This window comes from Bradyrhizobium lablabi, assembly GCF_018129385.1.
Taxonomy (GTDB): Bacteria; Pseudomonadota; Alphaproteobacteria; order Rhizobiales; family Xanthobacteraceae; genus Bradyrhizobium; species Bradyrhizobium lablabi_C.
Genome location: NZ_JAFCLN010000006.1, coordinates 110,741 through 133,258 on the forward strand (window position 1 = coordinate 110,741; position 22,518 = coordinate 133,258).

General features: G+C 63.6%; 33 protein-coding genes. 7 read left to right on the plus strand and 26 right to left on the minus strand.

The genetic code is table 11. The features are described 5' to 3' along the window. Positions 1 to 5 precede the first annotated feature (5 nt). From JQ628_RS14480 to JQ628_RS14540, 13 genes are all read right to left on the minus strand, one after another. Positions 6 to 944 (minus strand): cell envelope integrity protein TolA, encoded by a 939-nt coding sequence (locus JQ628_RS14480; protein WP_212223471.1) that lies wholly within the window; start codon positions 942 to 944, stop codon positions 6 to 8. 10 nt (positions 945 to 954) lie between these two features. After that, positions 955 to 1,404 (minus strand): protein TolR, encoded by a 450-nt coding sequence (gene tolR / locus JQ628_RS14485; protein WP_212223260.1) that lies wholly within the window; start codon positions 1,402 to 1,404, stop codon positions 955 to 957. 37 nt (positions 1,405 to 1,441) lie between these two features. Next, positions 1,442 to 2,155 carry a protein TolQ gene (gene tolQ / locus JQ628_RS14490; RefSeq protein WP_212223261.1) on the minus strand — a complete coding sequence of 238 codons (714 nt, stop codon included), beginning with the start codon at positions 2,153 to 2,155 and terminating at the stop codon, positions 1,442 to 1,444. A gap of 350 nt (positions 2,156 to 2,505) precedes the next feature. Next, entirely contained in the window at positions 2,506 to 3,273 is a 768-nt protein-coding gene (locus JQ628_RS14495; RefSeq protein ID WP_212223262.1) for a serine O-acetyltransferase, read from the minus strand. A 181-nt stretch (positions 3,274 to 3,454) separates the two neighbouring features. Further along, the gene (locus JQ628_RS14500; RefSeq protein ID WP_212223263.1) at positions 3,455 to 3,946 is read right to left on the minus strand and encodes a DUF2852 domain-containing protein; all 492 of its coding nucleotides are present in this window, start codon (positions 3,944 to 3,946) and stop codon (positions 3,455 to 3,457) included. Positions 3,947 to 4,066: 120 nt separating this feature from the next. Then, positions 4,067 to 4,792: a TetR/AcrR family transcriptional regulator gene (locus tag JQ628_RS14505; RefSeq protein ID WP_212223264.1), complete on the minus strand. Its 726-nt coding sequence runs from the start codon at positions 4,790 to 4,792 to the stop codon at positions 4,067 to 4,069. A 56-nt stretch (positions 4,793 to 4,848) separates the two neighbouring features. Further along, positions 4,849 to 5,385, minus strand: coding sequence for a dihydrofolate reductase family protein (locus JQ628_RS14510; RefSeq protein ID WP_212223265.1), 537 nt, complete (start codon positions 5,383 to 5,385; stop codon positions 4,849 to 4,851). Positions 5,386 to 5,387: 2 nt separating this feature from the next. Continuing rightward, complete coding sequence (locus JQ628_RS14515; RefSeq protein WP_212223266.1) at positions 5,388 to 5,750, minus strand: hypothetical protein; 363 nt, start codon at positions 5,748 to 5,750, stop codon at positions 5,388 to 5,390. Next, positions 5,747 to 6,166 carry a YciI family protein gene (locus JQ628_RS14520; RefSeq protein ID WP_212223267.1) on the minus strand — a complete coding sequence of 140 codons (420 nt, stop codon included), beginning with the start codon at positions 6,164 to 6,166 and terminating at the stop codon, positions 5,747 to 5,749. Before JQ628_RS14520 ends, JQ628_RS14515 begins: the two co-directional genes overlap by 4 nt. A 159-nt stretch (positions 6,167 to 6,325) precedes the next feature. Next, a complete protein-coding gene (locus JQ628_RS14525; RefSeq protein ID WP_212223268.1) occupies positions 6,326 to 6,742 on the minus strand; it encodes a YciI family protein in 417 nt (138 codons plus the stop codon). A 142-nt stretch (positions 6,743 to 6,884) separates the two neighbouring features. After that, positions 6,885 to 7,250 carry a nuclear transport factor 2 family protein gene (locus JQ628_RS14530; protein ID WP_212223269.1) on the minus strand — a complete coding sequence of 122 codons (366 nt, stop codon included), beginning with the start codon at positions 7,248 to 7,250 and terminating at the stop codon, positions 6,885 to 6,887. Then, positions 7,250 to 7,903 carry a glutathione S-transferase family protein gene (locus JQ628_RS14535; protein WP_212223270.1) on the minus strand — a complete coding sequence of 218 codons (654 nt, stop codon included), beginning with the start codon at positions 7,901 to 7,903 and terminating at the stop codon, positions 7,250 to 7,252. Before JQ628_RS14535 ends, JQ628_RS14530 begins: the two co-directional genes overlap by 1 nt. Before the next feature lie 76 nt (positions 7,904 to 7,979). Then, positions 7,980 to 8,528 carry a dihydrofolate reductase family protein gene (locus tag JQ628_RS14540; RefSeq protein WP_212223271.1) on the minus strand — a complete coding sequence of 183 codons (549 nt, stop codon included), beginning with the start codon at positions 8,526 to 8,528 and terminating at the stop codon, positions 7,980 to 7,982. 93 nt (positions 8,529 to 8,621) lie between these two features. Here JQ628_RS14540 and JQ628_RS14545 point away from each other — a divergent pair, with 93 nt between their 5' ends. After that, positions 8,622 to 9,122 carry a winged helix-turn-helix transcriptional regulator gene (locus tag JQ628_RS14545; RefSeq protein ID WP_212223272.1) on the plus strand — a complete coding sequence of 167 codons (501 nt, stop codon included), beginning with the start codon at positions 8,622 to 8,624 and terminating at the stop codon, positions 9,120 to 9,122. Positions 9,123 to 9,134: 12 nt separating this feature from the next. Here JQ628_RS14545 and JQ628_RS14550 read toward each other — a convergent pair whose 3' ends face one another. Continuing rightward, the gene (locus JQ628_RS14550) at positions 9,135 to 9,512 is read right to left on the minus strand and encodes a cupin domain-containing protein (protein ID WP_249127895.1); all 378 of its coding nucleotides are present in this window, start codon (positions 9,510 to 9,512) and stop codon (positions 9,135 to 9,137) included. 101 nt (positions 9,513 to 9,613) lie between these two features. On the opposite strand from JQ628_RS14550, the gene JQ628_RS14555 reads away from it, so the two are divergent. Continuing rightward, entirely contained in the window at positions 9,614 to 10,402 is a 789-nt protein-coding gene (locus tag JQ628_RS14555; protein ID WP_212223273.1) for an SDR family NAD(P)-dependent oxidoreductase, read from the plus strand. A gap of 199 nt (positions 10,403 to 10,601) precedes the next feature. Beyond that, positions 10,602 to 10,892 (plus strand): hypothetical protein, encoded by a 291-nt coding sequence (locus JQ628_RS14560; RefSeq protein WP_212223274.1) that lies wholly within the window; start codon positions 10,602 to 10,604, stop codon positions 10,890 to 10,892. Positions 10,893 to 10,954: 62 nt separating this feature from the next. Here JQ628_RS14560 and JQ628_RS14565 read toward each other — a convergent pair whose 3' ends face one another. Together JQ628_RS14565 and cobS are read right to left on the minus strand one after the other, a co-directional pair. Then, a complete protein-coding gene (locus tag JQ628_RS14565) occupies positions 10,955 to 11,521 on the minus strand; it encodes a histidine phosphatase family protein (RefSeq protein WP_212223275.1) in 567 nt (188 codons plus the stop codon). Next, positions 11,518 to 12,270, minus strand: coding sequence for an adenosylcobinamide-GDP ribazoletransferase (cobS, locus tag JQ628_RS14570; protein ID WP_212223276.1), 753 nt, complete (start codon positions 12,268 to 12,270; stop codon positions 11,518 to 11,520). Before cobS ends, JQ628_RS14565 begins: the two co-directional genes overlap by 4 nt. Before the next feature lie 173 nt (positions 12,271 to 12,443). Here cobS and cobT point away from each other — a divergent pair, with 173 nt between their 5' ends. Beyond that, positions 12,444 to 13,457: a nicotinate-nucleotide--dimethylbenzimidazole phosphoribosyltransferase gene (gene cobT / locus JQ628_RS14575; protein WP_212223277.1), complete on the plus strand. Its 1,014-nt coding sequence runs from the start codon at positions 12,444 to 12,446 to the stop codon at positions 13,455 to 13,457. Between the two features lie 110 nt (positions 13,458 to 13,567). Then, the gene (locus JQ628_RS14580; RefSeq protein WP_212223278.1) at positions 13,568 to 14,008 is read left to right on the plus strand and encodes a hypothetical protein; all 441 of its coding nucleotides are present in this window, start codon (positions 13,568 to 13,570) and stop codon (positions 14,006 to 14,008) included. A 103-nt stretch (positions 14,009 to 14,111) separates the two neighbouring features. Here JQ628_RS14580 and JQ628_RS14585 read toward each other — a convergent pair whose 3' ends face one another. The 6 genes from JQ628_RS14585 to JQ628_RS14610 form a co-directional block, all read right to left on the minus strand. Further along, on the minus strand, positions 14,112 to 14,522 hold the full coding sequence (locus tag JQ628_RS14585) for a VOC family protein (RefSeq protein WP_212223279.1): 411 nt from the start codon (positions 14,520 to 14,522) through the stop codon (positions 14,112 to 14,114). A 186-nt stretch (positions 14,523 to 14,708) separates the two neighbouring features. Beyond that, positions 14,709 to 15,245, minus strand: a complete 537-nt coding sequence (locus JQ628_RS14590; RefSeq protein WP_212223280.1) for an SRPBCC family protein — start codon at positions 15,243 to 15,245, stop codon at positions 14,709 to 14,711. A 51-nt stretch (positions 15,246 to 15,296) separates the two neighbouring features. Beyond that, a complete protein-coding gene (locus JQ628_RS14595; protein ID WP_212223281.1) occupies positions 15,297 to 15,725 on the minus strand; it encodes a DoxX family protein in 429 nt (142 codons plus the stop codon). A gap of 137 nt (positions 15,726 to 15,862) precedes the next feature. After that, the gene (locus tag JQ628_RS14600; RefSeq protein WP_212223282.1) at positions 15,863 to 17,134 is read right to left on the minus strand and encodes an RNA polymerase sigma factor; all 1,272 of its coding nucleotides are present in this window, start codon (positions 17,132 to 17,134) and stop codon (positions 15,863 to 15,865) included. Then, complete coding sequence (locus JQ628_RS14605; RefSeq protein ID WP_212223283.1) at positions 17,131 to 17,499, minus strand: YciI family protein; 369 nt, start codon at positions 17,497 to 17,499, stop codon at positions 17,131 to 17,133. The genes JQ628_RS14600 and JQ628_RS14605 overlap by 4 nt, the downstream gene beginning before the upstream one ends. Positions 17,500 to 17,621: 122 nt before the next feature. Then, positions 17,622 to 17,990 carry a hypothetical protein gene (locus JQ628_RS14610; RefSeq protein WP_212223284.1) on the minus strand — a complete coding sequence of 123 codons (369 nt, stop codon included), beginning with the start codon at positions 17,988 to 17,990 and terminating at the stop codon, positions 17,622 to 17,624. A gap of 90 nt (positions 17,991 to 18,080) precedes the next feature. On the opposite strand from JQ628_RS14610, the gene JQ628_RS14615 reads away from it, so the two are divergent. Beyond that, positions 18,081 to 19,046, plus strand: coding sequence for a 2-hydroxyacid dehydrogenase (locus JQ628_RS14615; protein WP_212223285.1), 966 nt, complete (start codon positions 18,081 to 18,083; stop codon positions 19,044 to 19,046). 132 nt (positions 19,047 to 19,178) lie between these two features. On the opposite strand, the gene JQ628_RS14620 is transcribed toward JQ628_RS14615, so the two are convergent. Beyond that, a complete protein-coding gene (locus JQ628_RS14620) occupies positions 19,179 to 19,766 on the minus strand; it encodes a hypothetical protein (RefSeq protein ID WP_212223286.1) in 588 nt (195 codons plus the stop codon). A 93-nt stretch (positions 19,767 to 19,859) separates the two neighbouring features. Beyond that, positions 19,860 to 20,540: a TetR/AcrR family transcriptional regulator gene (locus JQ628_RS14625; RefSeq protein WP_212223287.1), complete on the minus strand. Its 681-nt coding sequence runs from the start codon at positions 20,538 to 20,540 to the stop codon at positions 19,860 to 19,862. 104 nt (positions 20,541 to 20,644) lie between these two features. Between JQ628_RS14625 and JQ628_RS14630 the strand changes: the two genes are divergently transcribed. Continuing rightward, positions 20,645 to 21,289 carry a glutathione binding-like protein gene (locus JQ628_RS14630; RefSeq protein WP_212223288.1) on the plus strand — a complete coding sequence of 215 codons (645 nt, stop codon included), beginning with the start codon at positions 20,645 to 20,647 and terminating at the stop codon, positions 21,287 to 21,289. A gap of 174 nt (positions 21,290 to 21,463) precedes the next feature. Here JQ628_RS14630 and JQ628_RS14635 read toward each other — a convergent pair whose 3' ends face one another. After that, entirely contained in the window at positions 21,464 to 21,955 is a 492-nt protein-coding gene (locus JQ628_RS14635) for a hypothetical protein (protein WP_212223289.1), read from the minus strand. 113 nt (positions 21,956 to 22,068) lie between these two features. Continuing rightward, positions 22,069 to 22,470, minus strand: a complete 402-nt coding sequence (ybgC, locus tag JQ628_RS14640) for a tol-pal system-associated acyl-CoA thioesterase (RefSeq protein ID WP_212223473.1) — start codon at positions 22,468 to 22,470, stop codon at positions 22,069 to 22,071. Positions 22,471 to 22,518: the final 48 nt, after the last annotated feature.

The following is a 22,518-nucleotide window of genomic DNA, read 5'->3' on the forward strand; positions in this document are numbered from 1 at the left end:
CGGGCTCACATCTTTCGTTCGGTGAACACCGGCGCAAAATATTTCCATTCCTCGAAATAGGCCGCCGGCAGGTTATACGGCTGGCATTCGATGATCGCGCGCAGTGCGCTCTCCTGGTAGACGCGCAAGTAAGGCGTCGCCGCCGTTCCCTCGGGCACCGGCATGCCTTCCAGCGTGCCGTCGCGCTTCAGGCGGATCGAGAATACCGCTTCCGACTTCTGCGCCTCGATGCCGCCATAGGGCTTCTTCCAGCAGCGCTCGACCTGACGCTGGAACATCGAGCCCCACGTCGCAGAATTGTCGGCCGCCGTGCCCTTGGCGAGGCCAAGCGAGGCATTCGAGTTCAGCGTCTGCCCGGTGACCGACTGGCGCGACGGATCGCGCTTGTCGAGCAGCTCGGCGATCTTCGACTGATCGAAGTGGCGCTCCTTGATCTTGGGCGGCTCCGTCGGCTTGGCGGCGGCCTGCTGTTGCGGCTTCGGCTCCGGCTTTTTCTTCTCTTCCTTCTTGAGGGCTTCGGCGATCGGGTCGACCTTCGGCGGCTCCGGCTTCTTCTCGGTCTGCTTGGGCTCTTCCTTCGGCTTCTGCTCGGTGACCGGCTTTGGCGGATCGGGCTTCTTCTCGACCGGCTTTTCCTCGACCTTCGGCTGCGGCGGCGGAGCGGTGTCGGTGACGACCGGCGGCTTCTTGTCTTCGATCTTGCCGACGGTGTCGTCGACCGGCTTTGCTTCGGCGACCTTTTCGACCAGCGGCTTTGGGTTTTCCTTCTTGCCGGTCTTGATGCCGGCGGTGACCTTGGCGAGCTGGTCGGCGGAGATGATGTCGACGGGGAGCGACTCCTGCGGCATCGTCTCGAAGGCCTTGGTCGAAAACGACACGAGGCCCCACCCGATCACGAGGACGTGCAGGGTTATCGAGGCAACAAGCGTCTTGTCGACCTTCACCTTCACGCTGTCAGGACCCCTGCTCCACCTCGGTGACCAGCGCCAGGCGCTTGAACCCCGCGCCCGACAACTGCCCCATCACCCTGGCTACCGTTCCGTAGTCGGCCTTCTTGTCCGCCCGCATATATATACGCTCTTCCATCCCCCCGCGGGCATCCGTAATCGCCTTTAATTTGGGGACGAGCTCGTTCATCGCGACTTCGGTGTCGTTGATGAAGATCTTGCCCCTGATGTCGACCGAGAGCTGAAGCGGCGTCTTGTCCTGCTCCAGGCTCTTGGCCTGGGTCTGCGGCAGGTCGAGCGGCACGCCGACGGTGAGCAGCGGCGCCGACACCATGAAGATGATCAACAGCACCAGCATCACGTCCACCATGGGGGTGACGTTGATCTCGGCCATCACGGGCTTGCGCCGGCTGCGTCGTCCGCCGCCGCCGGACGAGCCTGCCATGTTCATACCCATCGGTCGCTCACCTGCGCCTGTGCCATTCCTTTACCGCTCACGCGCGTTCATCTATCTGGCGCGAGAGGATTGCCGAAAACTCGTCCGCGAACCCCTCCAGTCGCTGGGCCTGGCGGTTCACCTCGGAAATGAACTTATTATAGAAGATTGTCGCCGGAATTGCGGCGATCAGGCCTATTGCGGTGGCGAACAGGGCCTCCGCGATGCCCGGGGCGACCACCGCCAGCGAGGTGTTTTTGGAGGCGGCGATCGACTGGAAGCTCGACATGATGCCCCAGACGGTGCCGAACAGGCCGACGAACGGTCCGGCCGACCCGACGGTGGCGAGCACCAGAAGCCGCCGCTCCAGTCGCTCGACCTCGCGGGCAATGGAAACGTTCATGACCTTTTCGATCCGCATCTGGAGACCGGCAAAGGAGCGCGACTGGCTTTCGAACGAACGCTTCCACTCACGCATGGCGGCGACGAAGCAGGCCGCCATCGACTGCGTCGGCTTGGCGGACAGCGCGCGATAGAGCTCCTCGATCGACTGTCCCGACCAGAAGGCCTGCTCAAAGCGGTCCATCGCGCGTTTGGTGCGCGAATACAGGAAAATCTTGTCGATCGCGATCGCCCAGACCCAGACCGAGCAGGCCAAAAGCCCGAGCATGACGGCTTTCACGACCCAATGGGCCTGCAGGAATAACGCGATCAGCGAGACGTCGCTCGATGCGAGCGGCAAGGCCGATTGTGCCACGTCACCGGGATTCATCAGCGGTATCCTCTCAACGCTCTACCTGTTTGAGCATGATCTCCTTCGGAAAACCGGTACCCGCTTTTCCGGATCATGCTCTGCCCCAAGTCCTTCGGAGCAAAAACGGTTGCCGGCTCAATGGCTACGCGCCGGGCATGACAATGCGCTACCGGCGCGAAAAGCTGCTTTTCTGTTGTAGGGGGGCCCGTCCAAAGCCGGGCCCTGCTTCCCCTGCCAACATGTCAAAACGAGGGCTTTTCGCGCGACCTTACGCCCCCAACCAGACGCTAAACAGGGTTAATGCGAGGTTACCAAAGGGGAATTTTGATCCGGGAAATGATGGCGGAACCGTAGCTTGGCCCCCGCGATCAGGCCGGAACGGCCGCTTCCGGGCAATTGGTTAGCCGGGCCGGCACGCCGACCGCCGTGCATCCGGCCGGCACATCGCCGGTGACCACGGCGTCCGCGCCGATCTTGGCGTAATCGCCGATATGGATGTCCCCGAGGATGGTTGCGCCACCGCTGAGCAGGACGCCGCGGCCGATTTTTGGGGCGCGGTCCGGGTCGGCCTGCTCTCGCCCGATGGTGACGTTCTGGAGGATCGTCACGTCATCGCCGATCGAGACGAACGCGCCCACGATGATGCCGGTGGCATGGTCCAGATAGACCGACGTGCCGATCGACGCAGACGGATGAATGCTGACCTGGAGTTGCTCGGAGGATGCGCTCTGCATGAGCAGCGCGAGATCGGTGCGATCGCGCAGCCACAGCCAGTTGGCAACGCGCCATGCTTCAAGCGCGACAAAGCCCTTGTAGTTCAGCAGCGGCGGCAGCAGCGCTTTCATGGCCGGATCATGCAAGACAATGCTCTGCAAATCGCGGCTGGCAGCCTCGACCAGATCCGGCGAAGCCCTAAAGGCCTCGTTGGCAATGCGCGTCAACCGCGTCCGATCCGCATCGACCGTCCCGAGCCGCTGGCCGATCTGGAAGGCGATTGCCGCGCCGAGATCGGCATGATCGAGAATTGAACGCGTCAACGTGGCGGCGAATACGCGATCGCGCGCCGCGACGGCTTCGGCCTCTTGCCGGACCGCACGCCAAACGCTCTCGACGGATGCAATTTCGTCTGCGGCCATGGACCTGACGCCTTTCGCGAAAGCCCATGAAATATAGCGGAGCCAGACGCCGGCGCCAGTTCAATCGGCTGCAAAAACAAACCGCCCGTCTGCTCTCGCAAACGGGCGGTCATGTCGCCATCAGGCTTTATGGGGGCACATCGCCTGAGGGTGAACTCTCGATGTGGCTTCGGCTAAACGATCAGTTCTGCGGCGGCTGGTCGTTCGGCGGCGTCGGGCGGCTCTTGTGCTGCGCCATGAACTGGTCGAACTCTTCCTTGTCCTTGGCGTGGCGCAGGCGGGCCAGGAAATCCTTGAATTCCTGCTGCTCCTCCTCGAGCCGGCGCAGCGTTTCGGCGCGGTACTCGTCGAAGGCGCGGTTGCCGCTCGACGGCGGGCCAAAACCCCAACCGCCGCGCTCCATGCGGCCCCTCATGCGGTCCATCTTGTACTGCATCCGCTCCATCTTGCTCGCCCAGCGATCGCGATCGTGGTGGCTCCAGCAACCCATTTTTCTGCTCCCGAGTGTGAAAAAGAGAAGGGCAAGTCCGATCGGCCACCAGATGATGAAGCCGAGGATCGTCACGGCGATCCAGCCCGGATGCCATGGCGTATCGAGCATGCGTGGGCGGTAGTACTCTTCCCCTTGGGGGGTCGGGCCGCGCCAGCGATTAACGTCAGCGGTGTAGGCCATATCCCTTCTCCATCACGGCATCACGCCGTTGTGAATGTAAATAACATTTACATAGATAGCCGATCCCTCCGGATTGTCAAGCGGGCCTTCAGGGGCGTCCGCGAGATTATTTTTGGAATCTTATTTCGCGCGGCCCGAAGGACCCGCGGGCGGCACCGGCGGCGGCTCTACAGGCTTCGCGCTTGCCTGCTCATTCGAGGGCCTGCGGTCCGTCGGAAAGCCGAGGCCGCGCAGATAAATCAGCACTTCGGCTTCGAGCAGATCTTCCGGCGACATCGGCAGCTTGCGGCGCGCCGCATCGCCGCGACCGAACAGCGAAGCAACGCCATGCGACATCGACCAGATGTGCAGCGCCATCATCATGGCCGGCGGCCGCGGCACGCCCGGCGGCGCCAGCGCCGCGAGCCGCTCGGCGGCGGCGCGGATGATCGCAAAGGCGCGCTCGCTTGCCGCCTGCAATGTCGGATTGGCATCGACGGGAAGGCCGGATTCGAACATCGCCGAGTAGAATGCGGGCTCCTCGCGCGCGAATTTCAAATAGGCTTTTCCCACGCGTTCGAACGCGGTGACGGTGTCGGGACGGCCATCGTCCCAGGCTTGCGTGAGCTGCGATTCAAACTGCTCGAAACCGCGCTGGGCGATGCTCGACAACAATTCGTCGCGGTCGCGGAAATGGCGATAGGGAGCCGCCGGGCTGACGCCGGCCATGCGTGCGGCGTCGGCGAAGGTGAACCCGGCCGCGCCCTTCTGCGCGATCAGGTCGAGCGCCGCCTGGAGCAGCGCTTCCTTCAGATTGCCGTGATGATAGCCGCGCTCGCCGCGGCGCTGATCCTTGCGCCAGCTCATGTGAAAGGCTTTTACATGAGCCGGGTTAAAAGGTCACTAGGAGGTTCGAACCCTTGCTATGCGGGAACGTAGGTCAGCCTGATCACGCTTTCGCCGATGCGATCGCTGGCCACGAGGCGGAGCGGAGGCCGTGGACCGGCGAAGAACGGCTTGCCGCCGCCCAGCACGACGGGATGGAGGTAGAGCCGATACTCATCGATGAGACCAAGGTCGGTCAGGTTCTGCGCCAACTCCGGTCCTGCGACTTCGATCTCCCCATCGCGTTCAGCCTTCAACGCGCGGATCGCCGCAGCGACGTCATCCCGGACAAGGGTGGCATTCGGGCCGACCGTTTCCAGCGAGCGGGACACGACCCATTTCCGCTGGCCGCGCCACGCTTGGGCATAATCGCGCTCGGCCACATCCCATTCGGGACGGTCCTCGTCCCAATAGCGCATCACCTCATACATGCGGCGGCCGTACACGCTGCCGGCCCCGCGCCGCACCTCCTCGATGAAATGACGAAACAGCACCGGATCGGGGGCGAACGCCGGGTGGTCGTGGTCGACATAGCCGTCGAGCGACTGGTTCAGCGCAAAGACGAGTTTCGCCATGCTCACGCACCGGGAATCGGCAGGATCGGCATGATCTCCACCCGCTCACCGGGAAAAATCGTGAAATGCGGGTGGTTTTCGAACATCTTTGCGGCGGCCTCGTGCGAGGCGGCACGGACCACCGTGAAGGCGCCGAGTTCGTTGCTGATGTCGGCGATGCCGCCGGCGTCAACCCGCTTGGTCTTGCCTAACGGGCCGCCGACCTCGAGGATCGCGCCCTGGTGCTTTTGCACCCACGCGCCCCACGCCGCGATGCCCTGTTGCTCCCGGGCGCGCCGCTCGGCGTCCGACAGCGCATTCCAGGCCACGGCTTGCGCGCTGGTCTTGCCGCCGAGAAAGACCGCGAGGAAGGTGTTGCTGCTCATCGGTTTCTCCATCCGCCCGGTAAATCTTCAAAACCAGCCGCGGCCTTTTGCACCTCTTCCGGAAAGTCACTCATCTCCTGCACCTGCCGGACCTCGATGATCTCGTTCGCGCTGGCCGGGCACTTTTTCGCCCAGGCGATCGCCTCCTCGCGCGAGGCCACCTCGATCATCCAGTAGCCGCCGAGCACTTCCTTGGACTCGGTGAAGGGGCCGTCGGTGACGACAGGCTCGCCTGACGCGAACGAGACGCGTGCGCCCATCGAGGGCGGATGCAGGCCGTCGAGCGTGATCAGGATGCCGGCGTCCTTCAGCGCCTCGTTGTATTTCATCATCGCGGCGACGCGCTCGGGATCGAGCTGGACGTTTGGGGGCGCCATCTCGTAGCCGAGCGGGATCATCAGCATCATGAATCGCATGGTAATTGGTCCTCGCTGTTTCGTTCGTTACCACCGTCATTCCGGGGCGAGCGAAGCGAGAGCTATGATGCGCAATTGCGCATCTGAGAATCCATACTCACGATGGTGGTTATGGATTCGGGGCCCTTCGCCGCATCCCGGAATGACGAGGAGAGAGTGTCATTTCGCGCCGGCCCTGGCGCGCAGGCGTTCTTCCTGCTCGCGCAGCTCGGGGGTGAGCGCCTCGCCAAAATCCTCGGCGGACGCGACCTGGCGGATCTCGATCTCGGCGCCGCCGTCGAACGGCGCGCGCTTCATCCAGTCGATCGCTTCATCGAGCGATTTGGCCTTGATCAGCCAGAAGCCGGAGACGAGGTCGCGGGTCAAATCGAACGGGCCGTGGCTGACCGAGGGCGGCTTGCCGTCATACTTCACGCGCGCGCCCCTCACAGACGGCAACAGACCCTCGCCAGCCTCGATCATGCCGGCATTGACCAGTTCCTCGTTGAACTTTCCCATCGCGGCCAGCATTTCCGTGCTCGGCATGACGCCGGCTTCCGAATCCTTGTTGGCCTTCACAATCACCATGAATCGCATCGTCACGCTCCGTTGGGGTCTGTCCGGGCCGGCCATGGCCGGCGCTCGATAACAAGACGAACCGGATTTTGCGGCCCCGACATGGCCCTGAAAATTATTTTGCGGGTAATTGCGACATCGTTCCCTTGGGCGGAGCGCCGGATCAGCCTTGCTGCCTGACGAACGCGCCGTTCGCATAGGTCGCGCCGAAATAGACGTCGATGCTTCGGACTTTGTCGCCTGCGAACACGAAGAATTCGGTGTTGCGAAAACTCTTGCCGTCCTTTGCGGTACACCGGTAGGTGACGAACGCCTCGTCACCCTGAACAAAAATCCGTTCCAGTTCGTGCCGCTCGATCCAGTCGGCGACGCGCCAGCAGCGTTCGAAATAGGTCGCCCTGTCGATGCGGTCGTCATAGGGGCTGGTGAAGCGGAAATCATCCGCAAAGGCATCCTCGACGCGCCTGCGGTCGTTCGCGAGGTAGGCGGCAAAGATGCCGCGGATGACGTGCGCCCTGTTTGCGGCCATCACGCATCCTCCTTCGGGAACATCGCAAAATACGGCTCCGCTTCCTTCAGCACGCGCGCGAAGGAGGGCCGCGCCTTCAGCCGCGCGAGATAGGCGGCAACATTCTTGCGCTCGCCGAACGGCTCCAACTGGCCGGCGTAGAACAACGTCGGAGCGGCCGCGCAATCGGCAAGGCCGAAGCTTTCGCCCATCGCCCAAGCGCCCCCGGCGAGCTGCTGCTCGAGAATGTCATACGACTTTTGGATCTGCGCCCTCGCCTGCTCGACGCCGTGCGGATCCCTGGAACCCTTGGGGCGCAGCCGGTCGCCGACGATTTTCTGCATTTGCAGGTGGATGTAGAGGTCGAGGAAACGGTCGCGCAGGCGCGTCTGTAATGCGGCTTCCGGCTCGGCCGGAATGAACCTGATACGGCCGGGATAATGACGGTCGAGATATTCGATGATGACGCTGGATTCCGGAACGACCGCCTGACGCGCGGTATCCTCCAGCACCGGGAACCGGCCGATCGGCGAGAGTCTCAGCAGCGCCTCGCGCTCGACGGGGTTGCCGAGGTCGACCATGTTGGCCGTGAAGGGCGTATCGTTCTCATACAGCGCGATCAGCGTCTTCCAGCAGAACGACGACAGCGGATGGAAATGCAGCGTAAGTGACATGAATACTCCCGGAGATTTTGCAGCCTTGCCAACAAGACGAATAACGGAGACGCGCGCCGACACGTTGAGACGGGAGTTATTTCGCGGCCGGCTCATAGCGCAGGATCACGACACCGGTCGACAGCGGCCGGCTGTCGATCAGCTTGAGCTTGACGCGCTCGCCCTGTTTGAACAGCGGCGAGCCGCCGCCGAGCAGGATCGGGTTCAGGGCGATACGGAATTCGTCGATCAGCCCATGCGGGATCAGGCTTTTTGAAAGATCGGCGCTGCCGAGCAAAAGGATGTCCCTGGCACTCTCGCGCTTGATGCGCGCGACCGTGCCGGGGACATCGGTGTCGAACATCTGCGTGTTGTTCCAGGCGGAAGTCTTGAGCGTGCGCGAGAACACGTATTTCGGCAGAGCGTTCATGAAATCGGCGACCTTACCCTTCGCGTTCGGCCAGTGGCTCGCCATCAGCTCATAGGTGATGCGTCCGAACATCAGCCCGCCGGCAGCCTTGCACTGCTCGATCCCGAGTTTTTCCAGTTCCTCGCCCCAGACATCCGCATGCCAGGAAATGTCGCGGTTCGGCCCTTCGACGAAGCCGTCCAGCGTCATCAGGTTCCACATGATCAGCCTGGCCATCGCATACCTCCCTTAACCGATTGCATTTTGCAACTGGTTGCAGAATGGCAAAACCGGTGCAATATTGCAAGCGGTTTGTTCGAGGGCTGCGCGATGGGCGACGACATGCGTTCCGGCTGCCCGATCAACCTCTCGCTGGAGGTGGTCGGCGACCGCTGGAGCCTGCTGGTGATCCGCGACATGATGTTCGGCAACCGCCGGCATTTTCGCGAGTTGCTGACGAAATCCGAGGAAGGCATCTCGTCCAACATCCTCGCCGACCGGCTCAAGACGCTGCTCGCGCAGGGCATCATCACCCGCGAGGACGATCCCGCCCACAAGCAGAAGGGAATCTACTCGCTCACCGAACAGGGCATCGAGCTGTTGCCGATCCTCGCGCAGATGGCGGCGTGGGGTTACAAATACCTGCCGGTCAGCGAGGAGCTCGGCATCCGCGCCCGGCTGTTAAGCGAGGGCGGCCCAAAAATGTGGGCCGAGTTCATGGACGAGTTGCGCGAGACCCATCTCGGCGTGAAGCGGCGCAAGAAAACCGGACCAAGCGTCGGCGAGCGGCTGCAAGCTGCATATGAGAAGGTGGTGGCGAAGAAGAGATAGCGGCGGAAACCGTCACGTCATCCATCGCCGCACTTCCCCCGCCCCTTCCACCGTCTGCTCGAATATCGACGACGCCAGCACGGCATGGATGTGCAGCGTCGTGGTGCCGGAGTTGCGAAAGCCGTGACGGCGTCCAGCCGGCACGATCAGCGACTGACCGGCCGCGACGGTTTCGCGCTCCTGGTCCAGCCACATCTCGGCCTCGCCTTCGCGCACGGTGAGCACTTCCTCCACGGGATGCGAATGGGTCGGCGCGCCGTGGCCGGGCGCGACCCACTGCTCGAAGATGCAGAGTTGCGTCGCGCCGTTGAGGCGGGAAACCACCATGCGGGTTTCGACGCCGGGACGCCAGGATTCCACGGCGGTATTTCGGGGTTCGATGATCTGCATGGAATTCATCCTTCTCCCTGCGTGCGCCAATCGTTAAGGAAGCAGACCTCTGGCGTTCCCGCCAGAGGATACCCGCAAGCATCTTGACAGCAGAGAGCATCATGCCCCCTTCCCCACAGAAAGTCGCATTGGTCACCGGCGCCGCCCGCGGCATCGGGCTTGCGACCGCAAAACGCTTTCTCGCCGAGGGCTGGCGCGTGGCGCTGCTCGATATCGAAGGCGATTTGCTGCAAGGCGCGGTGGCGGGCCTCGCCGATCCCGACAGGACGCTGGCGCTGCATTGCGACGTGTCCGATGCCGCCGGCGTGGCGGCTGCCATCGATTCGACAGGCAAGCGGTTTGGCCGGCTCGATGCGCTGGTCAACAATGCGGGCGTGGCCGTGTTCGCGTCCGTGCTCGATACATCTGACGAGGACTGGAGCCGCATCATGGCGGTCAACCTGACGGGGCCATTCCTGTGCACCAAGGCCGCTGCGCCCTTGATGCGCGAGCATGGCGGCGGCGCCATCGTCAACATCACGTCGATCTCGGCGGTGCGCGCCTCCACGCTGCGCTCGGCCTACGGCACGAGCAAGGCGGGGCTGGCGCATCTGACAAAACAGCTCGCGGTGGAGCTGGCCTCGCTCGGCATCCGCGTCAATGCGGTGGCGCCCGGGCCGGTCGAGACCGCGATGGCAAAGGCAGTGCATACACCGGAAATCCGCGCCGACTATCACGACGCCATTCCGCTCAACCGTTATGGCCTTGAAGAGGAACTGGCGGAAGCGATCTTCTTTCTGTGCAGTGAGCGCGCCAGCTACATTACCGGGCAAATCCTCGCGGTCGACGGCGGCTTCGATGCCGCGGGCATCGGCTTGCCGACGCTGCGCGGGCAGCGGCGTAACGGCTGACTCGCCCCGCTCCCTCGCCGCGCAGCGGGACTGAGGCAAGAAGGGCGGCAGCGGCGCAACTGCGGGATTTTTTTCTGTTTGCCGGCGGTGTCTTTCGCTGTTGCAGCGTGCTTTTCGCCATATAAAGCCTTAGGTTGTATCGGCGCGGCGGTAGTCCGCCGCCCTGCATTCGCCTAGAACTACCAGGGAGTATCACGTCATGTCGGGATTACTCGTCAATCTGATCATCCAGATCGTCAGCGGCGCCATCGGCGGCAACATTGCCGGAAAGGCGTCGAATAACATCGACCTCGGCGCGCTCACCAACACCATCGTTGGGGCGATCGGCGGCGGTGCCGGCGGGCAGATTCTCGGCATGCTGATTCCGCTGCTGGCGAACAGCGATGCCGCGCCCGACATCGGCAGCATCGTCGGACAGGTTGCCGGTGGCGGCGTGGCGGGTGCTGTTCTCACCGCCATCGTCGGCGCCATCAAGAACAAGGCGGCTTGACGGGCGTGCGAGCCCTTTGACCGGCACGGATGCGCGCGCCGCGCCTCCGCGGGGATGGAAGGCTAGCGCTGGTTGACCGCGACCACGCGCCAGCCGTTCTCGAGCCGGTCGATGCGCGTCAGCGACAGCGGATCGATCACGAAGCGCAGCGCGCTGTCGGGCGCAAGGTCAAGCGCGATCGCGAGCGCGGCACGGACGGTGCCGGAATGCACGACAAGGATGACATCGCCCGCCGGCAGCGCCGCGAGCCCCGTCTGCGCGCGAACGATCTGGTCGAAAAAACTTTCGCCGCCGGGCGGCCGGTTGCTTGCCGGCGATTTCCAGAACCGGCGATAGGTTTCTCCAAGCTCGGCGACGAGATCGTCGTGCCGCCGGCCGGTCCATGAGCCAAAATCCTGCTCGCGAAAAGCGGCGTCCTCCACGGCATCGAGCCGCAACTGCTGCGCGGTCTCGCGGGTGCGGCGCGCCGGACTGCAAACCGCAAAGGCATTAGTCGGCAGCTTTGCCTTCAGCGCGGCAAAGGCGGCGACGTCGCCAAGATCGGCCGGCGCATCGGGCGCATGGATGACGCCGCGCGGCCCATCGACCGGCGCGTGGCGAATCAGCCAAAGATTCGTTTCGCCGCTCATGAAAGCCTTGCCGCGAGCAGCAGCAGGATCGCGGTTTCCGCGACCTGCTCGGCGCCACCGAGCACGTCGCCGGTCTGGCCGCCGATCTGGCGTTTGGCGAGCCACGCCATGGCAAGCGCGCTCGCACCCGCCACGAGTGCGGACCAGAACGCGTTGGCCCAGGACAATGCGAACAGCGCGACGACCAGTGCAATGAGAAGGGCCGTCAACGCGACGCCCGCGTCGGGCTGGCCGGCGTTGCGGGCGAGGCCGTCGGTTCGCGCATAGGGCAGATTGACCGACATCAGCGGCAATATCCCGCGCCCCAGCGCGTGCGCGGCGATCAGCGCGTAGACAACATGGCCGTCAGGAATTGCCGCCAGCGCGGAAAGCTTTGCTGCAAAACTCACCAGGAGAAGCAGCGCACCATACGTGCCGAGCCGGCTGTCGCGCATGATCTCCAGCTTCGCCGCCTTGTCGCGCCCGCCGCCAAAGCCGTCGGCGACGTCGGCAAGACCGTCCTCGTGCAGCGCGCCGGTCAGGATCGCGCCGGCGCCGAGCGCCAGCGCGGCCGCGGCAAGATCAGGCAGGCCAAGCCATCGCAGGATCAGGCACGTAAGGCCGACAACAGCGCCGATCAGCGCGCCAACGACCGGAAACATGCGGTGCGCGCGCACGAAATTTCCGGGCATCGCACCGTCCGGATGCGGCATCGGCAGGCGGGTGAGAAACGCCACCGCTGTTTTGAAGTCGTCGAGCCATTGCTGCACGGTGGCCGCCTTCCACGAATCGTTCTAGCTTGCGCGCCCCGCTCGAAACTCCAACCAGGCGTCGTTCCGGGGCGCGCAAAGCGCGAGCCCGGAATCCATAACCACTGAGTATGGATTGCGGACTTGTACTTTTGCGCATCCCGGAATGACGCCTGGCGATGCAAGGGAATCGCATGCAGTTCGCCAGTCTAGACGACATCCACGCATTTTGTCGCGACTTGCCCGAGGGCGATGCGCATGCAGCCGATTCGGCGGCGCGGCGGCAGCAGGGCTTGACAAAGCCGCCGGGCAGCCTCGGCCGCCTGGAAGATCTCGCGGTGTGGCTGGCGCGCTGGCAGGGGCGCGAGCTGCCGCGGCTCGAGCACGTGACCATCGCCGTGTTCGCCGGCAATCACGGCGTTGCCGCCCGCGGCGTCTCGGCCTATCCGGCCGAGGTCACCGTGCAGATGGTGCAGAACTTTGCCGGCGGCGGCGCGGCGATCAACCAGATCGCGCGTGTGGCCGGCGCGGAGCTGAAGGTGATGCCGATCGAGCTCGACCGGCCGACGCGCGATTTTACGACGGCCGCCGCGATGGACGACGATGAATTCCTGCGCGCGGTCGACCTCGGTTATCGGAACGTGCCCGAACATTGCGACCTGCTCGCCGTCGGGGAAATGGGCATTGCAAACACGACCGCTGCCGCGGCGCTGTGCGCCGCTCTGCTCAACGGCGGCGCGGCGCGCTGGGCCGGCCGCGGAACCGGCGTCGATGACGACGGGCTTTTGCGCAAGCGCGCCGCGATCGAGGCCGCGCTGGAGTTTCACCGTGGCCTCACCGATCCCTTGAAGATGGCGGCCAGCTTAGGCGGGCGCGAACTCGCGGCCATTGCCGGTGCCGTGCTGGCGGCACGGCGCCGCAAAATTCCGGTGCTGCTCGATGGATTTGTCGCGACGGCCGCCATCCTGCCGCTCGCGCGCATCAATTCAAAAATTCTCGATCATTGCCGCGCCGGGCATGTTTCGGCCGAAGCCGGTCATCGTGCGCTGTTGGGGGAACTTCGGCTCGATACGCTGCTCGATCTCGGCATGCGGCTGGGCGAGGCCTCTGGCGCCGGCGTTGCCATCCTGGTGCTGCGCGCGGCGCTCGCCTGTCACAACGGGATGGCCACCTTTGCACAAGCCGGCGTTTCCGGCCGCGACGGCTAAAACCTTGCTGGGCGCCACGCTTGAGTCTTTTTTTCGAGCATGATCCTTTTTGCGAAAACCGGTTTCCACTTTTCGGGATCATGCTCTAGGTCATGCGGTCTGGTGGTGCGATGACAGCGATGACACGGATCAAGGCGGCTCTTGCCACTCTCGCGCTCTGCGCGGCGATTGCGCCGGCGCGGGCGGATGTGCGCATCCTGGCGAGCCCGGGCGGGGAGGTCGGCCCATTCCTCGAACTGTTCGAGCGCGTGCGCGAATCCGGCGAACGCGTGGTGATCGACGGCCCGTGCCTGTCGGCCTGCACGCTGGTGTTGAGCACCGTGCCAAGCAATCGCATCTGCGTCACGCGCCGCGCGGTACTCGGCTTCCACGCCGCGCGCTCGATCGACCGCCGCGGACGCATCTATGCCGAGCCGGAAGCTTCGCAGGCGGTGCTGGAAGCCTATCCCGCTCCGGTACGAAGCTGGATCAGCCGCCGCGGCGGGCTGACGTCGCGGCTGCTGCTGTTGCGCGGCCGCGAGCTTGCGGCGATCTATCCGCGATGCAGGTGAGCACAGGATTGTAGGGTGGGTTAGCGCAGCGTAACCCACCATCTTGCTCTCGGCGCCACGCGGTAGGTTACGCTTCGCTAACCCACCCTACGCATCATTCTGATCACATCTCTTGCGGGCAGTTCACCATCCAGGGGATGCCGAACTGGTCGATACACATGCCAAAGCCCTTTGAGAAAAACGTCTTGCCGAACGGCATGGTCACGGTGCCGCCTTCGGCCAGCGCCTTGAACCGCTTCTCGGCATCCGTGGGGTCCTCGACCTGTAGCGAGACCGAAATGCCCTGCGGCTTCTGATAATGGCCGGGCGGCGCGTCGGCGGCCATCAAGACTTCACCGTCGATGGTGATCTGCGCGTGCATCAGCTTGTTCTTGTAGTCGGGCGGGGTTTGCATTTCCGGCGGGCCGTCTCCCCAGGGGTACTTGCCCTCGATCTTGGCGCCGAGCACCTTCTCATAATACTTCAGTGCCGCCTCGCAATTGCCGTTGAAGGAAAGATAGGGATTGAGCTGCATCGTTTTGCTCCTTGGTTGGTAACTTCCGCGTCCCCCGGCTGTCGTCCCGGCGAACGCCGGGACCCATAACCAGAGGGCCTAATTTTTGCGAAGCCGTCGACTACCATTTTCAAACAACTTCCGCCGCGGCGGATGGATCCCGACGTTCGCCGGGACGACAGCCGGCAGGTACGGGGACATCAGGCCTCACTTCTCCGTGAGTGTTTTCAGACTTGCGAGGCCGGTTTCAAAGTCCTTGCCGATCATCTTGTCGAAGTTCATGAACACCTGCATGACCTTCGACATGAAGGGTGCAGGCCCGCGCATCAGCCAGTGGACATTCGTGCTACTTCCCTGCGGCAGCATTGTGAATTCGGCGGTGTTGTGCGCCTCGAACGGCGTGAAGAAATCGAGCTTGATGACGAGCTTTGACGGCGCGTTCGCTTCCAGGATCTCCATGCGGCCCGACCCGACGTTCTTGTTGCCTTGCCAGGCGTAGACCGCGCCCTTGCCGCGCTCGGCGCCGCCAAAGGTACGCTTGAGCGCGGGGTCGCGGTGTTCCCACGGCGACCAGTGCGTCCACTGATGGAAATCCGAGAGCACCGCAAAGATCTTTTCCGCCGGCGCGTTGATGGTGGCGCTGCGCTCGATGCGAAACGTATCGGGTTTGGTCGCGGCGAGGATCAGGATGACGGCAATCGCGACCGCCAGCACGATGGCGATGATGATAATGACTTCAAACATGGCAGGCTCCGTATCATCGATGTGGGAACATTGAACGGAATTTCCGGCAAGTCAGCGGCGGAACGGCAACAGCGAACGCAAGTCTCTGTCGCGCAGCCACAGGCCGCCCCACACCATCAGGCCGAGATAGAGGCCGAACAGCGTATGGGTGAACAGCGGACTGCCGATCCGCACATGCGAGGCCATCGCACCGCCAAGGTAGCCGGTCAGCAAAATTGCTCCGAGGATCGAGGTCGGCGGCAGCGCATAGAGCGCGGTGCAGACGATGGTGACGATGCCGAGGCTGCGCGCCAGGCTTTCGCTTCCGCCATAGCCCATCTTGTCCATCGTTTCCGTGACAATGGGCCATGGCACCAGCTTGATGGCGCCGTCGAACAGCAGGAAGACGATGACCAGGGTGCTCAGCACGCGGCCGGTCCAGCGCGCGGGTTTTGAGATGTCGGCGGTCTGGCTGGCCGCGGCGGTGGTGATGATCGTCATGGTCGGCTCCGTCAGGGGATTGGTTGATCTCAACCACATGACGAACGGAGATGGCGGGATGCGACAGATCGGGTGAAATTTATTTGGTTTCGTCATGGCCGGGCTTGTCCCGGCCATGACGACGGCAACAGTTTGGTCTATTTCGCCGCCTTGGCCGCTGTTGGCTTGCTGTCGCGTATCAGCCGGTCCAGATGCATGCGAATGTGCGCGGCTTCCGCCGAGGTGTTGGCGAGCGCGATCGCGCGGTCGAAGGCGATGCGGGCTTCGTCGTTGCGTTCGAGCTGCATCAGCAGCGCGCCGCGCACGCCGAAATAATGAAAATAGTTCGACAGGCGCGCGGCCAGCGGCTCGATCATGTCGAGCGCCGCCTGCGGGCCGCGCACTTTTGACACCGCGACCGCGCGGTTGAGCGTGACCACCGGCGAGGGCTGCATCACTTCGAGCGCGCCATAGAGCAGGTCGATCTGGGTCCAGTCGGTCTCCTCCGGCTTTTCAGCGCGCGCATGCAATGCCGATATCGCGGCCTGCACCTGATAGGGCCCGCTGCGGCGATGACGCATTGCCTTGTCGATCAGCGCCAGCCCTTCGTTGATCATCGGCTTGTTCCACAACGAGCGGTCCTGGTCGTCGAGCAGGATCACCGCGCCGTTCTCGTCAAACCGCGCCGCCGTGCGAGCATGCTGTAGCAACAGCAGCGCCGTCAGCCCCATGATCTCGGGCTCGCTCTGGAACAGCCGCAGCAATAGCCGCGCGAGGCGAATGGCCTCCTCGCACAGGGGCGAGCGGATTTCCGCGGTGTCGCCGCTGGCGGAATAGCCTTCGTTGAAGATCAGGTAGATCATCGCCGCGACCGCGGCGAGCCGCTCGGAGCGCTCGACCGCGCCCGGCGTTTCGAACGGCACCCTGGCTTCGGCGACGCGTGCTTTCGCGCGCGTAATGCGCTGCTCCATCGCGGCTTCGCTGACCAGGAAGGCACGCGCGATCTGTTTGACGGAGAGGCCGGAGACGATGCGCAGCGCGAGCGCGATCTGCTGCGTTGCGGGCAAATCCGGATGACAGCAGATGAACAGCAGCCGCAGGATGTCGTCGCGGTAGTGCGAGCCGTCCAGCCGCTCGGCGATCGCATCCTCGGCATCGCCGAGATCTGAGATCGCCTGCTCTTCCGGCAGCGCCTCCTGCTTGCGGTTGCGCCGGACCTCGTCGATCGCGACGTTGCGGCCGACCATGATCAGCCATGCGGCGGGATCGCGCGGCGGGCCGTTGGCCGGCCAGGTCTTCAGCGCGCGCAGGCAGGCGTTTTGATAGGCTTCCTCGGCGGTATCGAGATTGCGGAAATAGCGCAGCAGCGCACCGACCGCCTGGGGGCGCGCCGAGGTCAGCGCAGTGTCGATCCAGGCGGTATCGGTCATGCCGGCACACTCCCGGGCACGAAGGTGCCGACGGGGCGGATCTCATAGGCGCCGCCGGGATTGGCCCTGCCGAGATCGCGCGCGACTTCGAGCGCTTCATCGAGGTTCTTGCAATCGACGAGATAGAAGCCGAGCAGTTGTTCCTTGGTCTCCGCGAACGGACCATCCAGCACCAGCGGCGGATCGTCCTTGCGCAGCGTGGTGGCCGCGGTGGTCGGCAGCAGCCGCGCGACCGGGCCGAGCCGGCCCTGCTTGCGCAGATTGTCCTGAACGACGGCGAGCTTTTTCATGACGGCGGCGTCCTGCTCCTTGGTCCAGGAGCCGACGGCGTCTTCGTCGTTATAGCAAAGGATGGCGTACAGCATGCGGCAGGTAACTCCTCGTCTTGAAGACGGGGGAATATGCCTGCTGCCGACAGCGAAGCGGAAGAAATTTTCGGGGAAATTTCTTCCGCTTCAGCAGGGAACTTCAGCGAGACGCGATCGGCTTACCAGTACACGCCATACTTGGCGGCGATGCGGCGGGCCTTCTGTTCGTCGCTCTCGCGACGGACCTTCTTCACCGGCTTTGACGGCTTCGCTTCGGTGGTCTTGGTCTTGGTGTCGGCTGCGGGTTCGGTCGTGGTCGTCGTGGTGGCAGCCGGAGCTTCCGCCGGGGCGGGAGCCTGCGCCTGAACCGGGGCGGCCGTCTCGGCCGGCGGGGCGGCCGCCTGGGCGAGCTGCATCGACACCTGGGTGATCGGCTTGGCCGGTTCGGTCATGGCGACGCCAGCCAGGCTAAGGCTGCGGGTCTCGCCGGCCTGAGCGGCAGCGCCGGTCGCCAGCAGGAGGGCGGAAATCAGGATCAATTTGCGCATGTGAAGTCTCCCTTGTTTGATGAGGGGAGACTACGCGAGCGGCTTTTTCTGTTATGTGACTGACGTCACGCAAGCTTGGGGTTTACGAAAATGACAAAAGGCGCGCTCGCCATCCTCGTCCATGGCGGGACCGAAAACTGGTCGCCACAGCGCTGGAAAGGCCGGTTTGACGACGTCTGCCGCGACCGGCGCGTGATCCTGCTGCCGGATGCATCGTTCGACCCGGCCGAGGTGCATTTTGCCGCAGTGTGGAAGCCAAAGCCGGGGGAACTGGCGTCGTTTCCGAACCTGCGCGTGATTTTCAATCTCGGCGCCGGCGTCGACGCGCTGATGGCGGACAAATCGCTGCCCGACGTGCCGCTGGTGCGGGTGGCGGTCGCCGACCTGACCGAGCGGATGACGGAATATGTCGTGCTGCACGTGCTGATGCATCACCGCCAGGAATTGTACTTGCGCGACAGCCAGCGCGAGAAACGCTGGCAACCAAAATTCCAGTGGGCGGCCAATGCCGTCACGGTCGGCATCATGGGGCTGGGCACGCTGGGCGCGCATTCGGCCGACGTGCTGCGCCGCATCGGCTTTCGCGTCACGGGCTGGAGCAGCAGCCCGAAGCAGATCGAGGGCGTCGAATGCTTTCACGGCGCGGCGCAGCTTGATGCGTTCTTGCAGCGAACCGATATCCTGGTGTGCCTGCTGCCGCTCACGGCAGAGACACGGCACATCCTCAATCACGATGTGTTTGCCAAATTGAATCGAACGAGCCCGCTGGGCGCGCCGGTGCTGATCAATGCCGGCCGCGGCGGATTGCAGAACGAGGCCGATATCTTGCGCTGCCTCGACGACGGCACGCTGGGAGCCGCCTCGCTCGATGTCTATGAGACCGAGCCCTTGCCGGCGGACAGCCCGTTCTGGAGCCATCCGAAGGTCGTGCTGACACCGCATAATGCGGCGGATACCGATCCGGATGAGATATCAAAATATGTGGCGCGGCAGATCGAGCGGTTCGAAGCGGGCGGCGCGCTGGAGAATGTGGTGGACCGCAAGCGGGGGTATTGAGTCGCAGGGTGGGTAGAGCCAACGGGTCGCGCGAATGCGCGCCCAATGACAGGCTCCGCGAAACCCACCGCCCCTCACATGATGGGTTTCGCTTCGCTCTACCCATCCTACGCAGGACTTACGGAGCCACCGTCAATACCTGCGGCCACCCATGAACTGCGGTGTTTGGCCGGGCAGCAAGGGCGATCGGATGTCGCTGTCGACGCGGCCTGCCCCGGACATGTCGGTATAGCCGACACCGAGCGACAGGCTGAGATTGGACGTCGGCCGGAATTCGATGCCGGTGTTGACGTTGTAGCCGGGCACGGTGCCCGAGGTATTTTCGAAGGCCGCAAAGGGACTGCTGGGTCCCGGGCCGACGTCGAACTTCATCGTGTTGAGACCGCCATAGATCGACAGCGGCGCGTTCTTGAAGTCATAGCCGAACTTCATGCCTTCGTAGGAGAGCGAGCCGAGACCGTTGAAGGCCGCGGCGCGGTTGAGGCCGTACATGCCAAGGCCCATGTCGCTGCGCCCGCCGCCAATAAAGAAGCCGTTCGGAAATTTGTACTTGGCGATGCCGTTGGAATTTTCATCGGAACTCAGCGTGCCGCCGAAACCGATCGACCAGCTCTCCATCCAGTAAGGCACAGCGGTAGCCTGGGCGTGGGCGATTCTCGCGCCCGAACCGAGCGCCGCCAGGACGAAAGCGAGAGTTAGACTGCGTCGAACGATGGTCATCTGCATTACCGCCAAGTGCCGCAAATATACGCACCGGACCTCCGGAAGGCCAGCGCGACCATCGGCACGTTCCTTGACCCGATTTCGCCGCAATTACTTCTTCGGCCCGCACATCATATCGAGCGCGCTGGCGACGATGGCGTCGAGCTCGGCGCGCGAGACCTGCACGCGGGCGCGGACTGCGATGGTGTGCAGCGTGGCCGAGGCGAGCAGCGCCAGCGTTTGCGGATTGGCCGAAGCGGCAAGTTCGCCGCGCTCCTGGCCGCGCTTGAAGATGCGCGCGAAGAAGCGGTCGGTCTCCACCAGCCCCGTCGACGCCATTTCGCGAATGGCTGGATCGAACACGGCTTCGGAAGCGGCCGTCATCACGGTGAAACAGCCGCGCGGGCCGTCCTTGCCCGACAGGTACATGTCGAGTGCGATCGCATAGATCTTCTCCAGCATTTCGCGCAGCGGCAGGTCGGCGGCGAAGGCTTCGCCCATCCGCTGCCGCGCTCGATTGCGGTAGCTCTCGTAGCTCTTGATGTAGAGCTCGCGCTTGTCGCCGAACGCGCCGTAAAGGCTCGGCCGGTTCATGCCGGTCGCGGCGGAGAGATCGTCGAGCGAGGTCGCGGCAAAGCCCTCTTTCCAGAACACGTCGAGCGCGCGCGCCAGCGCCACCTCGGGCTCATAGGCGCGCGGGCGGCCGCGGCGCTTTGGCTCAGCGATGGCGGCAGATGGCGGCATCTGCTTCGGCCGGGAGCGGCCCGTGGGCGGATTTCTTTTTTGTACCATTTCGCAAAATAATCCTTGACGCCCGCATAATTATGCGGAACGGTACATAAATCAAGCGCGCTTGCTAGACCCTCAGGAAACCGAAATTACCCAAGGAGATTCTCATGGACCTCTATTTCTCGCCGCTTGCCTGCTCGATGGCAACCCGGATCGCGCTGTATGAAGCAGGCGGCCAGGCTAATTTCATCGAGGTCGATCCGAAGACCAAGAAGGTCCTGAAGGACGATTCCGATTTCCTTGCCGTCAATCCGCTGGGATACGTTCCCGTGATCCGCACCGACGACGGCGTGGTGCTGACCGAGAACGCCGCAATCCTGCAACATGTCGCCGACAAGCTTGCCGACTCCGGCATCGGCGCCAGGGCCGGCATCGAGCGCAGCAAGCTGCAACAGTGGCTGTGCTTCATCGGCACCGAACTGCACAAGAGCCTGTTCACCCCTCTGCTCGGCAAGACCGTGCCGGCGGAGGTGAAGGCCTATACGCTGGAAAAATACCTGTCGCGGCTCGAATACCTCGACCAATATCTCGCGGGCCGCGAATTCCTGCTCGAGCATTTCAGCGTGGCGGACGCGTATCTGACCACCGTGCTGAACTGGAGCGTCGCCACGCCGATGATCGATTCTTCGAAGTACCCTGCGGTGAAGGCGTACTTGGAGCGGATGAAGAAGCGGCCGAGCGTGGCCAAGGCACTCGCCGAGGAGTTCGCGCTGTATCAGGCCGAAGTCGCGCGCCACAAGGCGGCGGCGTAACACACTGTCGTCCCGGACAAGCGATCAACGCGAGCGCGATCCGGGACCCATACGCCGCGGCCGATGTTGTTGGAACGCGCTGGAGCCACAGTCTTCGCAAAACTTCGCCCTGTGGGTATGGGTCCCGGCGTTCGCCGGGACGACATCATTTCTGGAGCGCCCGCTTCTCCGACATTACTTCCTGTTCTCCTCGCAGAACTTCAGCGCCGCCATCGCCTCGGCGGCGCGCGGCATCTCGAATTCGATGCTCTCGTCCTCATCGTCATCGAAGTCGATATGCAGCCGTTTCGCCTTGGTCAGCTTGTCGAGCAGCGACTGATCGAACTCGAATATGCCGCGCACGGTGTTCTTGTCCATCACCTCCCATTTGGAGGTCTTCAAGATGTCTGACTTGTCGGTGGAGAATTCGGCCTCGAGGATCTCGCCGGTCTTCTCCCACTCCCATCCGTCGTAAACCACCACGACAACGATTCTGTCGGTGGAATAAGTCAGCACCATCCCATACTGATGGTTATCGTCTTCCTTGTCCTTGTAGCCGCGGCTCGCGTTGCAATGGGTATCCTTCTCCCGCTTTTCGACCGTCCAGTCCCCGACCATGGTCTGCGCCCGGGCCGGCACTGCCAGCAATCCGGCGAACAATGCGGCAAGCAAAAGTATCCTGTTCATATGCGCCCCTTCGAAAGCATTCGCGGCAATGCATTCATCTTGGGCGCCGCCTTGCGCGTTGGCAAACAAAAAAGCCGCCGGTGGTTACCGGCGATTCTCAACGCGCGCACGATTTACGCGAGGTCGGCTTTCAGCAGAAGCCTTAACGCTTTCGGGATCGGCTGCGCTTTGCCCTCGCAAATGAAGGCGACCCGCACTTCCGCTTTCACCAGCACGTCATCGCCGCGCCGCACTTCCTGTGCCAGCGTGATCGAAGCGCCCTTCACCACGATCGGCCAGGTCACGATGTCGAGCACGTCGTCCATCCGCGCCGGGCGCAAATAGTCGATCTGCATCGAGCGCACCACGAAGGCGAAGCCCGGCGTTTCGGCCTGCGCCTGCTCGAACAGCGCATGCTGCTCGGCGCCCATCAGGCGCAGATGATTGGTGCGCCCGCGCTCCATGAAGCGGAGATAGTTGGCGTGGTAAACGATGCCGGAAAAATCCGTGTCCTCGTAGTAGACGCGGACCTGCATGTGATGGCGGCCGTCGCGGATCTCGCCGTCGAGCTGAGACAGATTCAA